Genomic DNA, 12,939 nt, shown 5'->3' with positions numbered 1-12,939 from the left:
AACTGCATCGGTCCTTGAACAGAGCCGAGCATGCCCGTTGATCACGCTGCCCCGCCGGGGATCCTCAAGATCCCCGACAGAGTCAGGACCTAGGCGAGCGGGCGGGGCTGGGCCAACTCGTCGTAGATGCTGAGGACTTGGGCGACGGTCTCGTCCTCGGTCGGCCAGCTCACGGCCTGCCGTACGCCCGCCTCGCGCAGTTCCTCCCGGCGCTCGGGGTCGGCGAGGAGGCGTACGACGGCGTCCGCGAGTGCGTCCGGGTCGCCGTACGGGACGAGTTCGGCCGCCTCGCCGACGAGATCGGGGATGCCGCCGACCCGGGTGGCAATGAGCGGCACGCGCGCGTACAGCGCCTCCTGGGCCAGGACGGAGCGTGATTCCCAACTGCTCGTCAGCAGCGCCAGATCGGCCGCGGCGAGCAGTTCGGGCACGTCCTCGCGGCGGCCGATGAGCCGCACCGGCAGACCCTCGTCCTCGATCCGCCGCTGCAGCGCCGGCCGCTGCGGTCCCTCCCCGGCGATGACGAGCAGCGGCACGGGGTCGAGATCGCGCCAGGCACGGGCCGCGTCCAGCAGGACGTCGTAGCCGCGGTGCCGGTCGAGGGAGCCGACCGCGATGAGCAACGGGCGGTCGGTGGCGCCGAGTTCGGCCCGGACCTTGGGGCGCAGCCGGTCGGGATCGTCGAGGACGACGGGCCGGCGCTGTCCAGGCAGCCCGACGGCGGCGAGCCGGGCGTCCCGCGCCCCCGTGCTGCGGGCCCGGTCCACCAGGTCGGAGCTGGTGCCGAGGACCACGGACGCCGTACGCACCACCCGCCGCTCCAGCAGCCGCAGGAACTGTGCCCGCGCGCCCTGTGCCTGCGCCCGGTCGTGCCAGGTGACCACCAGCGGGGTGCGCCGGCCGCTCAGCGCGAGCACCGCCCGGAAGGAGGCGTGCAGCCCGTGCGCGTGCACCAGGTCGGCATCCGTGCAGGCGGCCCGCAGCGCGGCCACGGAGCCCGGGTCGCTGCTGCGCGGCACATGCACATGCTCGGCACCGGCGCCGGTGAAATCGTAGGCGCGGTCGGCCTCGACGGGGGCGCACACCGTGACCCGTACGCCCCTCGCCACGAGCCCCTCGGCCAGCGAGCGCACGTGCGCGCTGCTGGCGGCGTTGCCTCCGCCGAGCACCTGCACGGTGCGCAGCGTCGACTGGCCGTGCGACGCGTTGCTGCTCAGGGGGGTCACGGGGCCGGGGCTCCTGGTTCGACGTGGGCGGTCACGAGGAAACGTACAGAAGGTAGCGGGATCACGGGGGCGGACGGACGTACCCCGCGCGCCTCCCGCGCGGACCGTGTTCCCTCAAGCATGCCAGGGCGATGGGCCGTTACGGGAAATCCGGCGGGCGCACCGTGCGGCGGGCCGGGGCAATGCGCCGGAGCACGTCACCCACATGGGTGAGGCCAACTCGCCTCGGCCGCACCCGGGCGATCGCGTCCGGCGAGGTCAGAGGGTCACAGCGAGCGGGCCCACGCGGTCACCCGGTCTCCGTGCACGGCCGCGGCCACGACCGCGACGGCGTGCGCGAGCAGGCCGGGGCGCCGGTTTCCGGCCACGACGGCCGCCCCCAGCGCCGCACCGAGGGCATGCGCCCCCGTGTCCCCGATCATCGCGCGCTCCGCGAGATCGTCCGGCAGGACGGCCGCGGCCGCGCCCATAGCGGCGGCCGACAGCTCGGCCCCGGGCTCCTTCCGCAGCAGCCCCGGCGCGCCGAGCGCGAGCACCGCGCCGGCGGCGCGCCCCGGCCGTACGTCGACGAGGTTGACGAAGTGCGCCGTACCGGCGATCACGCACCCGGCGAGGAGCTTGTCCAGCGGCCGCTCCTTCAGGAGCGCTCCCGCGACCAGCGCGGCGGCCGAGATCCCGAACAGCTTCACGGCCCCGCTGGTGACTTCGCCGTCCCGCAGCGCACCGAGATGCGCGCGGAAGCCGCGCCGGGTGTCGCCGGAGAAGTAGCCGGCGACGTCGTCGTACGCCCCGCAGGCGCCGACGGCGAGCACGGCGGCCCCGGCGGCGGGATGCACCCGGGCGGCGGAGAGCGCCACGCCGACGGCGGAGGCGGGCCCGGCGTACAGCTCGACGGTCCGCCCGGCGTAGTTCTCGCGCTCCCAACGCGCCCGCGAACCCGGCGCGTTACGGCGCAGGGCGGCGATCCCCGCCCCGGTGACGGCGGCGGCCAGCGCGAAGGCGCCCGCCCGGCCCCTCACCCGTCCGCCCGGGCCGTCGCCAGCAGTTCCTCCGCGTGCGCGCGGGCCGTCTCGGAGTCCTCCTGCCCGGCCAGCATCCGGGACAGCTCGCGGATCCGCTCCTCGCCCTCCAGCACCTTCACACCGGACCGGGTGACCGAGCCGTCGTTGGTCTTCTCGACCAGCAGCTGCCGGTCGGCGAAGGCGGCGACCTGGGGCAGGTGGGTGACCACGACGACCTGCGCGGACTTGGCGAGCTTCGCGAGGCGCCGGCCGATCTCGACCGCTGCCTTGCCACCGACACCGGCGTCGACCTCGTCGAACAGATACGTCGGCACCGGGTCCGTGCCCGCGAACACGACCTCGACGGCGAGCATCACGCGGGACAGCTCACCGCCGGACGCGCCCTTGGCGATCGGCCGGGGCGGCGCGCCCGGGTGCGGGGCGAGCAGCAGCTCGACCTCGTCCACGCCCGACGGCCCGTACGCGACCGCGCGTCCGCCGACCTCGACGCCCTCCGGGTCCTCGGTCTGCCGGATGGCGAAGGACACGCGCGCGTGGGGCATCGCCAGCGAGGCCAGCTCGGCCGTCACGGCGGCGGCGAACCGCTCGGCGGCCTCCGTCCGCGCGTCCGTCAACGCCTGGGCGAGTCCGCCCAGTTCGGTGCGGAGCGCATCCCGCTCGGCGGTCAGCTCCTCGATCCGCTCGTCGTCGCCGTCCAGCTCGGTGAGCCGGGCGGCACTCCGCTCGGACCACGCCAGTACGGCGTTGACGTCGTCGCCGTACTTCCGGGTGAGCGCGGTCAGGGCCGCCCTGCGCTCCTCCACCGCGGCCAGCCGCAGCGGATCGGCGTCGAGGTCGTCGGCGTACCCGGCCAGCTCCCCGGCGACGTCGCCGAGCAGGATCCCGATCTCGCCGATGCGATCGGCGAGGGAAGCCAGCGCCGGGTCGTGCGACCGCACGGCCTCCAGTGCCCGATGGGACCCCGCGACGAGGGTCGAGGCGTCGATGCCCTCGGGGTCCTCGGGATTGCCCGCGAGAGCGGCGTGCGCGGCCGTCGCTGCGGACGACAGCGACTCCGCGTGCCCGAGCCGCTCGGCCTCCTCGGCCAGTTCGACGTCCTCGCCGGCCCGTGGCTCGACGGCGGCGATCTCGTCGAGGCCGTACCGCAGCATGTCGGCTTCCTGTGCCCGCTCACGCGCGCGTGTGGTGATCTCCGCCAGCTCGGCGGAGACGGCCCGCAGCCGGCGGTAGGCCTCGGTGTACTTGGCGAGCGGCACGGCGACGCCGTCGCCCGCGTACCGGTCCAGCGCCTGTCGCTGCCGGGACAGCTTCAGCAGCCCCTGCTGGTCGGTCTGCCCGTGCACGGCCACCAGCTCGTCGGCCAGCTCGGCGAGCAGCCCCACCGGCACCGAGCGCCCGCCCAGATGGGCCCGGGACCGGCCCTCGGCGGAAACGGTACGGCTGATCAGCAGGGACCCGTCGTCCAGCTCGGCCCCGGCCTCCTCGGCGCGTACGACGGCGGCGGCGCCCGCGGCGACGCTGAGCCGCCCCTCCACGACCGCCTTCTCGGCCCCGATCCGCACGAGCGCCGGGTCCGCCCGCCCACCGAGCAGCAGCCCCAGGCTGGTGACCACCATGGTCTTGCCCGCACCCGTCTCACCGGTGACGGCGGTGAACCCGGGCGACAGCTCGACGACGGCATCGTCGATGACCCCGAGCGACCGTATCCGCATCTCCTCCAACACGGAACAGACCATACGAGGTCCGGGGCGGAGAGTGCACACAGGCCGCTCTTTCTAGTGAGGCGCCCCGCGCCACCCCGTGGTCGGCAGGGCGAATTTCGCCACAAGTCGATCGGTGAAGGACGAATGATGCAGCCGAGCGAGCCGCACCGGCACGGCTCCCCGCCGCACCTCCACCCGCGCCCCCGGCGGCAGCTCGACGGTCCGCCGCCCGTCGCACCACAGAACGCCCGGCGAGATGTGCGGCAGAACCTCCACGGCGAGCACCGAATCCGGCGACGTGACCAGCGGCTTGGCGAACAGCGCGTGCGCGCTGATCGGCACCATCAGCAACGCCTCGACCTCGGGCCACACCACGGGCCCGCCCGCGGAGAACGCGTACGCCGTGGACCCGGTGGGCGTGGAGAGGATCACCCCGTCGCAGCCGAACTCCGACACCGGCCGGCCGTCGATCTCCAGCACGACTTCCAGCAGCTTCTCGGCGCCGGCCTTCTGCACGGCCGCCTCGTTCAGCGCCCAGTCCGTGTGCACGAGGTCCCCGTTGCGGTGCACGACGACATCGACGGTCATCCGCTCCTCGACCTCGTACGACCGCGCCACCACCCGGTCGACCACCCGGTCGAGGTCGTCCCGCTCGGCCTCCGCGAGGAACCCCACCCGGCCGAGGTTGACGCCGAGCATCGGCACCCCGGAGGCCCGGGCGAACTCCGCCCCGCGCAGCAGCGTGCCGTCGCCGCCGAGCACGATCAGCAGCTCGCATCCGTCGAGGCACTGCGGAGTGGCCTCCTTGACCAGCACCACCTCGTCCGGCAGCGGCAGGTCGCACGCCTCCTCCTCCAGCACCCGCACCCCGATGCCATGCCGCAGCAGGCCCTTGACGACGAGTTCCGCACTGCGGATCGCCGCGGGCCGCCCGGTGTGGGCGAGCAGGAAAACAGTACGCGCCAGGTTCTGTGTCAACGCGGCCCCTCCGCCACTGCACGGTCGACGTCGGCCGGGTCCACCTGGGGTGCCCCCGCCCGCAGCCAGAGAAAGTACTCCACGTTCCCCGAGGGCCCCGGCAGCGGACTGGCGGTGACCGAACGCACCCCGAGCCCCAGCTCCCAGGCCTTCTCGGCCACTGTCCGCACGGCCTCCGCCCGCAGCTGCGGACTCCGTACGACACCCCCGCTGCCGAGCCGCTCCTTCCCCACCTCGAACTGCGGCTTGACCATCATCACCAGGTCGGCGTCCGGCTTCACGCACCGCTTCAGGGCCGGCAGCACCAGCCCGAGCGGGATGAAGGACAGATCGCCCACGACAAGATCCACAGGTTCCCCATCGATCGCCTCGAGCGTCAACTCGCGTACGTTCGTACGGTCCTTGACGGTGACGCGTTCATCGCTCTGCAGAGACCAGGCGAGCTGGCCGTACCCGACGTCCACGGCGACGACATGGGCGACGCCCGCGCGCAGCAGGACGTCGGTGAAGCCGCCCGTGGACGCGCCGGCGTCCAGCGCGCGCCGGCCCTCGACCACGAGCCCCTGCGGCACGAAGACATCGAGCGCGCCGGCGAGCTTGTGCCCGCCCCGGGAGACGTAGTCGGGGTCGTAGTCGTCGTCCTGGACCACGATCGAGGCGGCGGTCTCGACCTGGGTGGCCGGCTTGGTCGCCACGGTCTTGCCGACGGTGACCCGGCCGGCGGCGATCAGCTGGCCGGCGTGCTCACGCGAACGCGCGAGCTTCCGGCGGACCAGCTCCGCGTCCAGACGACGGCGTGCGACTCCTGCCACGTTCGGTTCAGCTCCTGCTCTGGTGGTACGAGGGTGACTGGGGGGCCGGAGGGCCCGGGCGGGCGTCGAGCGCGGTGAGCGCGTCGCGCAGCCCCCCGTGTACATCCTCGTACACCTCGACATGTCCGTCGGTGGCGAGGTGGTCGGCGTCGGCCAGCCGCTCCAGCCGGGCGTCGACCTCGGCGTTGCCGGTGGGGGTGCGCGGGACGTTCAGGGGGGCGGGCGCGGCGGGGTCGTACGCCTGCGGCGCCTGCGCCGCCTCCTGCACCGAATCCTGCGGGATCTCCGTCTCCGGAACCGAGTCGTTCATGCCCCGACGCTACCTCGAACCGCTGGGGTACCGTCGGGGGCGATGGCCACGATCGAGGAGTGCCGCGCCGCACTGGGAAAGCTTTCGGACAACATGCAGGGCGCCGAGGGCGACGTGCGCGCGGCCGCCGTGCTGGACCGCTCGGTGAGCTGTCACATCACCGATCTGGACGTCACCTTCGCCGGCCGGATGACGGGCGGCCGGATCGAGGTGGACGGCACCCACCCCGGCCCGCCGCGGGTCAAGGCGCAGATCAGACTGGCCATGGCCGGGGACGACCTGGTGTCCCTGGTGGCCGGCGAGCTGAACTTCGCGACCGCCTGGGGCAAGGGCCGGGTGCGGCTGGAGGCGAACCTGCTGGATCTGTTCCGGCTCAGGAAGCTGCTGTGACCTTCTCCGACCGTGCCTTGCGCGCCGCCGGTACGACCAGCGGGGTGCCGGTCTCCGGGTCGTCGATGACCTGACAGCGCAGCCCGAACACCTGCTGTACCAGCTCGGCGGTGACGATGTCGTTCGGGGCGCCCTCGGCGATCACTTCGCCGCCGCGCAGCGCGATGAGGTGGGTGGCGTAGCGGGCCGCGTGGTTGAGGTCGTGCAGCACGGCGACCAGGGTGCGGCCCTGGGTCTCGTGCAGTTCGGCGCACAGGTCGAGGACGTCGATCTGGTGCTGGATGTCCAGGTAGGTGGTCGGCTCGTCCAGGAGCAGCAGCGGGGTCTGCTGGGCGAGCGCCATGGCGATCCACACCCGCTGCCGCTGCCCGCCGGACAGCTCGTCGACGTACCGGTCGGCCAGCTCGGCGACTCCGGTCTGCCGCATCGACTCCTCTACGACCCGCTCGTCCTCGGCCGACCACTGGCGCAGCAGGCCCTGGTGCGGATAGCGGCCGCGGCCGACCAGGTCGGCGACGGTGATGCCGTCGGGCGCGATGGACGACTGCGGCAGCAGGCCGAGGGTCCGCGCCACCTTCTTGGCGGGCATCGACTGGATGGCCTGCCCGTCGAGCAGCACCCGCCCCGCAGTCGGCCTGAGCATCCGTGACAGCGCCCGCAGCAGCGTCGACTTGCCGCACGCGTTCGGACCGACGATCACCGTGAAGGAGTTGTCGGGGATCTCCACCGACAGCTGCTCGGCGATGACGCGCTGGTCGTAGGCGAGGGTGACGTTCTCGGCGGACAGGCGGTTCACAGTGCTCCTCTTGCTGACTGACTCGGGGACGGCGCTCATATCCGGCCCGCCCTGCGCTCGGTGACCAGCAGCCACAGCAGATAGCCGCCGCCGAGGACGCCGGTGACCACGCCGACGGGCAGCTGGTCGGCGCCGAAGGCGCGCTGGGAGGCCCAGTCGGCGGCGACCAGCAGGGCGGCGCCCATGCACAGGGAGGGCACCAGGTTCGGGCCCGGCATGGGGGCACCTCCCGCGCCCTTAAGGCAGCGGGGGAGGGTGAGGCGCCGGGCGAGCTGGGGCGCGGTGAGCGCGACGAAGCTGACGGGTCCGGCGGCCGCGGTGGCGGCCGCGGTGAGCAGCACGGCGCAGACCATCAGCACCAGCCGGACCCGGTGCACACGCACCCCGAGGGCGTTCGCGACGTCGTCGCCCATCTCCATCATCCTGAGGCCGCGCGCGTTCGCGAGGACCACCGGGACGAGGACCGCGCACAGGGCGAGCAGTGGCCAGACCTGGTCCCAGTCACGGCCGCCCAGGGAGCCGGTCATCCACACGACCGCGCGGGCCGCGTCGACGAGGTCGGCCTTGGTGAGCAGATAGCCGTTGACGGCCGTGGCGATCGCGGAGACGCCGATGCCGACCAGGACCAGCCGGTACCCGTGCACGCCCTGCTTCCAGGCGAGCAGATAGATGGCGAGGCCGGTCGCCAGGCCACCCGCCAGGGCACCGAGGGTGACCTGGGTGGTATTGCCGGACAGCAGCACGATCACGACCAGCGCGCCGGCCGTCGAGCCCTGCGACAGGCCGAGGACGTCCGGGCTGCCGAGCGGGTTGCGGGAGACGGACTGGAACAGAGCGCCGCCGAGGCCGAGCGAGGCGCCGACCAGCAGGCCGACCAGGACCCGCGGCAGCCGCAGCTCGTTGACGATGAAGTCCTGGTAGGCGTTGCCGTTCCCGGCGAGGGTCCGGAGCACGTCGGCGGCCGGTATCTTCGCGTCGCCGGTGCCGATCAGCGCGACGCCCGCGGCGCAGGCGGCGACCAGCAGCAGGGCGACGACGACGAGGGCCCGCAGGTCGAGGCGCAGGGAGAGCCCGCCCGGCGTGCGTACGGCCCGGTTCATGGATCGGGTCTTCACAGCTGGGCCGTCCTCCGCCGTCGTACGAGAAAGATGAAGACCGGGCCGCCGATGATCGCGGTGACGATGCCGACCTGGAGCTCCGAGGGGCGGGCCACGACCCGGCCGATGACGTCGGCGCCGAGCAGCAGCACGGGCGACAGGACCGTCGCGTACGGCAGGATCCAGCGCAGGTCGGGGCCGGTGAAGGAGCGCACGACGTGCGGGACCATCAGGCCGACGAACACGATCGGACCGCAGGCGGCGGTCGCGGCACCGCACAGCACGGTGGCGGCGAGCATGGCCAGCGCGCGGGTGCGGCCCAGGTTGGCGCCGAGGGCGCGGGCGGTGTCGTCGCCCATCGTGACCGCGTTCAGCGGCCTGGCCAGCCCGAGCGCGAGAAGCGTGCCGACCGCGAGGAACGGCAGCACCTGCAGGATGGTCGAGTTCGTGGCCGAGGCCAGTGAACCCACCGTCCAGAAGCGCATCTTGCCCAGCGCCGCGTCGTCCATGATCATCACGGCCTGCAGATAGCCGTACAGGGCGGCACTGATGGCCGTGCCGGCGAGCGCGAGCCGCACGGGGGTGGCGCCCCGGCTGCCGCCGAGGAACCAGACCAGCGCGCCGACCGCGGCCGCCCCGAGGAAGGCGAACCACACATAGCCCGTGAGGCTGGTGACGCCGAAATAGGTGATGGCCGTGACGACGGCGGCGGAGGCACCCGCGTTGATCCCGAGCAGTCCGGGGTCGGCCAGCGGATTGCGGGTGAGCGCCTGCAGCACCGCGCCCGAGAGGCCGAGCGCGGCACCGGCGAGCAGGCCCAGGACCGTGCGCGCGAGCCGCTCGTCCACGACGATGTCGCCATAGCTCCCGGTGTCATGGAACAGGCCGTGCCAGACCTGGTCCGGTGACAGGGCTTTCGCCCCGATCGCGATACTCGCCAGAGCGACGAGCACCAGGATCGCGGCGGAGAGCAGGAGCCCAAGAGCCCTTGCCGCCCGACGGGTTGGGGGCGCGGGGGCGGTCTCCGCGCGCTGTTCCGGAGGACTGTCGACCAACACGAGGTTAGGTTAGCCTACCCTGGCTACCGATCTCGATCCCGGGCCTCGTCGCTGTCGTTCGCCGGGCCTCGTCGATCTCGATCTCCGAGCCTCGTCGTACTCGTTCGCCGCGGCCTCCTCACAGCCCGAGACGCGCCAGTGCCTTCCCCCCGTCCAGCTCGCAGGAGCCCTCGCCGGCCGCCGTCCAAGCCGCCGCGCACAGGGCCCGCAGCCCGTCCAACGGCTCGCCCTCACCCTCCAGTTCCATCCGGTCCGCCCCGGCCGTCGCCGTGAACCCTCCGCAGCAGAAGCCCTCCACGAGCGGGACCACCTCCGGCTGCCCGGTGAGCAGCCCGCGCAGATCCGCGTCCACGAACGTCGGCCGGTGCCGCGGCGGCGCGGCGAGCAGCTGGGCGCCGTCGGTGACACCGGTCAGCACCAGCAGCGAGTCGACCCCGCCGTTGAACGCACCCTCGATGTCCGTGTCCAGCCGGTCCCCGACCACCAGCGGCCGCTCGGCGCCGGTACGGAGAATCGTCTCCTTGTGCATGGGCGGCAGCGGCTTGCCCGCCACCTGCGGCTCCTTGCCCGTCGCGATCCGTACGACCTCCACAGCCGCGCCGTTGCCCGGCGCGATGCCCCGCCCGCTCGGGATCGTCAGATCGGTGTTGGAGGCGAACCACGGCACCCCGCGCGCGACCGCGTACGACGCCTCCGCGAACCGGCCCCAGGCCAGATCCGGCCCGCCGTACCCCTGCACGACCGCCGCCGGATCGTCGTCCGCCGACTCCACGGGGGCCAGCCCCCGCTCGCGCAACGCCGCGCGCAGCCCCTCACCGCCGACGACCAGCACCCGCGCCCCGGCCGGCACCTGCTCGCTGATCAGCCGTGCGACCGCCTGCGCGGAGGTGATGACGTCGTCCGCCGCCGTCGGTATGCCCAGCTCCGTGAGGTGCTCGGCGACGGTGTCCGGGGTCCGCAGCGCGTTGTTGGTGACGTACGCCAGATGCATCCCGCCCGAGCGGGCCACCGCCAGCGAGTCGACTGCGTGCGCGATCGCGCTCCCGCCCGCGTACACCACCCCGTCCAGATCGAGCAGCGCCGTGTCGTACGCCTCGCTCAGGGGCTGCCCACTGCCCTCGGGCCTCGTCCTGACCGCCTGGCTCATTCCGCATCGCTCCTCGTTCAGTGACCTTCAATGGCGTCCAAAGGCCTTTCCCCCGATCATCCCGCACGCCACTGACACACGTACGATGCCCTGATGAACACTGCAGGTCACTCGGAAGCAACGGCGCACCGGGGCCTGGAACTCACCCCGTTCCGAGGCCTTCGCTACGACCCCGACCGGGTCGGCAGCCTCGCCGCCGTCACCTCCCCGCCGTACGACGTCGTCGTACGCCCCGATGGGGTGCACCACCTCCAGTCCGCCGACCCGCACAACATCGTCCGTCTGATCCTCCCGCAGGCCGGCACCCCGAGCGCCAGTACCGAGCAAGCGGCCGACACCCTGCGCCGCTGGCTGCACGAGGGCATTCTCGCCGCGGACCCGGAGCCCGGCCTGTACGTCTACGAACAGCGCGACGGAGGAGACATGCTGCAGCGCGGTGTCATCGGCGCGCTGCGGGTCTCGGAGCCCGCCGAAGGCGTGGTGCTGCCGCACGAGGACGTCATGCCGCCCGTGGTCGCCGACCGCGCCGCCCTGATGCGCGCCACGCGCGCGAACCTCGAACCGCTGCTGCTGACCTACCGCGGCGACGGGACCGCGGCCGAGGTCGTCGAACGCACGGCGGAGAAGCCCCCGCTACTGGACACGACCACCGAGGACGGCTTCCACCACCGCCTGTGGTCCGTCACCGACCCCGCCGACGTGGCCCGCATCCAGTCCGACCTCGCCCGCCAACAGGCCCTGATCGCCGACGGCCACCACCGCTGGGCCACCTATCTGCGGCTGCGCGCCGAGCATCCCTCCCCCAGCCCCTGGGACCACGGCCTGGTCCTGCTCGTCGACACCGCCCGCTACCCGTTGCGTGTCCGCGCCATCCACCGCCTGCTGCACCGCCTGCCGGTCGCCGACGCGCTCACGGCGGTCGAGGGCCTGTTCCGGACACGACGCCTCGACACACCGCTCACCGAGGCGCTGGCGGCGCTCGCGGACGCGTCCTGCGCGGGCAACGCCTTCCTGCTGGCCGGCGACGGCGCGTTTCACCTGCTCGACCGCCCCGACCCGGAGCTGCTGGCCCGGACGATCCCGGCCGACCGCCCACCCGCCTGGCGCTCCCTGGACGCCACGGTCCTGCACACCACGCTCCTCGACCACGTCTGGCACATCCCCGAGGACTCCCCGGCCCACATCGCCTACATCCATGACACGGCCGCGACGGTCGCCAAGGCGGAACGCGACGGCGGTACGGCGGTCCTGATGCACCCCGTCCGCGAGGAGGTCGTACGCGACCTGGCCCGTCAGGGCGTGATGATGCCCCGCAAGTCGACCTCGTTCGGCCCGAAGCCGGCGTCCGGGCTGGTGCTGCGGGCACTGGAGATCTGAGCCGTACCGGCCCCCGAGCTTCCTGACGCCGGAACGCGAAAGAGGGCAGGCCCCCTGGGGAGCCTGCCCTCTTCTCGTCTCAGCGACTACACGTCAGCCGTCGTCCGGCACGTCAGTTCTCGTCGGCGTCTCCGTCGCCGTCCTTCTGCGCCGCGTTCTCGGGCTCGCCTTCGCCCTCGCCTTCGCCCTCGCTGTCGTCCAGCGCGTCGACGAACTCCACGCCGTCCAGCTCGGCGAGCCGGTCGGAGGCGTCCGTGCTTCCGTCCCGGTCGGCCTCCACGGCCTTCGCGAACCACTCCCGCGCCTCGCCTGCGCGGCCGGCGGCCAGCAGGGCGTCGGCGTAGGCGTACCGAAGGCGCGCGGTCCACGGCTGGACCGAGTTGGAGGCCAGCTCCGGGCTCTGCAGGGTCACGATGGCCGCGTCCAGCTGTCCCATGTCACGCCGTGCACCGGCCGCGACGAGCCGCATCTCGACCTGACCGGCCTTGTCCAGCTTGTGCACATCCGGGGCGCCGGCCATGTCCAGCGCCTTCTCCGGCCGGCCGAGCCCGCGCTCGCAGTCGGCCATCACCGGCCACAGCTCCACGCTGCCGGTCATCCGGCGCGCGGCCCGGAACTCGGCGAGGGCTTCGCTGTACTTCTGGTTGGCGTACGCCGCGAACCCCGCGGCCTCGCGTACGGCGGCCACACGGGACGCCAGCCGCAGGGCCACCTTCGAGTAGCCGTAGGCGCCCTCGGGGTCCTCGTCGATGAGCCGGGCGACCATCACCAGGTTCTTGGCGACGTCGTCCGCGAGCGTCTTCGGCAGGCTCTGCAGCTCCTGCCGCACATCCTTGTCGATCTCGTCACCGGTGACGTCCTCCGGGATCGGCAGCCGCTTGATCGGCTCCCGGTCGCGGTCGCGGTCCCTGTCGCGGTCGTCGCGGAAGCGGCCACCGCCGCGCCGGTCGTCACGGCGGTCGTCACGGCGGTCGTCACGCCCCCGGAACCCACCCGGCCGACCACCGCGGTCGTCCCGACGGG

13 protein-coding genes are annotated in these 12,939 nt (G+C 73.3%); 2 read left to right on the top strand and 11 right to left on the bottom strand.

The genetic code is table 11. The annotated features are described in order from the left end of the window. Positions 1–89 precede the first annotated feature (89 nt). From AB5L52_RS33775 to AB5L52_RS33750, 6 genes are all read right to left on the bottom strand, one after another. Positions 90–1,226: a glycosyltransferase family 4 protein gene (locus AB5L52_RS33775; RefSeq protein ID WP_369367509.1), complete on the bottom strand. Its 1,137-nt coding sequence runs from the start codon at positions 1,224–1,226 to the stop codon at positions 90–92. Between the two features lie 266 nt (positions 1,227–1,492). After that, positions 1,493–2,245 (bottom strand): hypothetical protein, encoded by a 753-nt coding sequence (locus AB5L52_RS33770; protein ID WP_369367508.1) that lies wholly within the window; start codon positions 2,243–2,245, stop codon positions 1,493–1,495. Continuing rightward, positions 2,242–3,984: a DNA repair protein RecN gene (gene recN, locus AB5L52_RS33765; RefSeq protein WP_369367507.1), complete on the bottom strand. Its 1,743-nt coding sequence runs from the start codon at positions 3,982–3,984 to the stop codon at positions 2,242–2,244. Before recN ends, AB5L52_RS33770 begins: the two co-directional genes overlap by 4 nt. A 39-nt stretch (positions 3,985–4,023) precedes the next feature. Then, the gene (locus AB5L52_RS33760; protein WP_351034103.1) at positions 4,024–4,929 is read right to left on the bottom strand and encodes an NAD kinase; all 906 of its coding nucleotides are present in this window, start codon (positions 4,927–4,929) and stop codon (positions 4,024–4,026) included. After that, complete coding sequence (locus tag AB5L52_RS33755; protein ID WP_369367506.1) at positions 4,926–5,741, bottom strand: TlyA family RNA methyltransferase; 816 nt, start codon at positions 5,739–5,741, stop codon at positions 4,926–4,928. The genes AB5L52_RS33760 and AB5L52_RS33755 overlap by 4 nt, the downstream gene beginning before the upstream one ends. Positions 5,742–5,748: 7 nt before the next feature. Then, positions 5,749–6,051, bottom strand: coding sequence for a hypothetical protein (locus tag AB5L52_RS33750; protein ID WP_351580506.1), 303 nt, complete (start codon positions 6,049–6,051; stop codon positions 5,749–5,751). Between the two features lie 42 nt (positions 6,052–6,093). Between AB5L52_RS33750 and AB5L52_RS33745 the strand changes: the two genes are divergently transcribed. Further along, positions 6,094–6,441, top strand: a complete 348-nt coding sequence (locus AB5L52_RS33745) for a sterol-binding protein (RefSeq protein ID WP_351580504.1) — start codon at positions 6,094–6,096, stop codon at positions 6,439–6,441. Here the strand turns inward: AB5L52_RS33745 and AB5L52_RS33740 are convergent. From AB5L52_RS33740 to AB5L52_RS33725, 4 genes are all read right to left on the bottom strand, one after another. Continuing rightward, entirely contained in the window at positions 6,425–7,276 is an 852-nt protein-coding gene (locus AB5L52_RS33740) for an ABC transporter ATP-binding protein (RefSeq protein WP_351580501.1), read from the bottom strand. The two genes, AB5L52_RS33745 and AB5L52_RS33740, sit on opposite strands and share 17 nt — an antisense overlap. Beyond that, positions 7,273–8,337, bottom strand: coding sequence for an iron chelate uptake ABC transporter family permease subunit (locus tag AB5L52_RS33735; protein WP_351580518.1), 1,065 nt, complete (start codon positions 8,335–8,337; stop codon positions 7,273–7,275). The genes AB5L52_RS33740 and AB5L52_RS33735 overlap by 4 nt, the downstream gene beginning before the upstream one ends. Positions 8,338–8,348: 11 nt before the next feature. Continuing rightward, positions 8,349–9,392 carry a FecCD family ABC transporter permease gene (locus AB5L52_RS33730; RefSeq protein ID WP_369367505.1) on the bottom strand — a complete coding sequence of 348 codons (1,044 nt, stop codon included), beginning with the start codon at positions 9,390–9,392 and terminating at the stop codon, positions 8,349–8,351. A gap of 118 nt (positions 9,393–9,510) precedes the next feature. Next, positions 9,511–10,539: an HAD-IIA family hydrolase gene (locus AB5L52_RS33725; RefSeq protein ID WP_369367504.1), complete on the bottom strand. Its 1,029-nt coding sequence runs from the start codon at positions 10,537–10,539 to the stop codon at positions 9,511–9,513. Between the two features lie 93 nt (positions 10,540–10,632). Between AB5L52_RS33725 and AB5L52_RS33720 the strand changes: the two genes are divergently transcribed. Continuing rightward, positions 10,633–11,916 carry a DUF1015 domain-containing protein gene (locus AB5L52_RS33720; RefSeq protein WP_351580492.1) on the top strand — a complete coding sequence of 428 codons (1,284 nt, stop codon included), beginning with the start codon at positions 10,633–10,635 and terminating at the stop codon, positions 11,914–11,916. Between the two features lie 112 nt (positions 11,917–12,028). On the opposite strand, the gene AB5L52_RS33715 is transcribed toward AB5L52_RS33720, so the two are convergent. Then, positions 12,029–12,790 (bottom strand): hypothetical protein, encoded by a 762-nt coding sequence (locus AB5L52_RS33715; protein WP_369369014.1) that lies wholly within the window; start codon positions 12,788–12,790, stop codon positions 12,029–12,031. Positions 12,791–12,939 lie beyond the last annotated feature (149 nt).

The sequence above is a fragment of the Streptomyces sp. CG4 genome (assembly GCF_041080655.1).
GTDB lineage: Bacteria > Actinomycetota > Actinomycetes > Streptomycetales > Streptomycetaceae > Streptomyces.
Note: the sequence above shows the minus strand (reverse complement) of the source record. Positions and strands in the feature narration are given on the sequence as shown.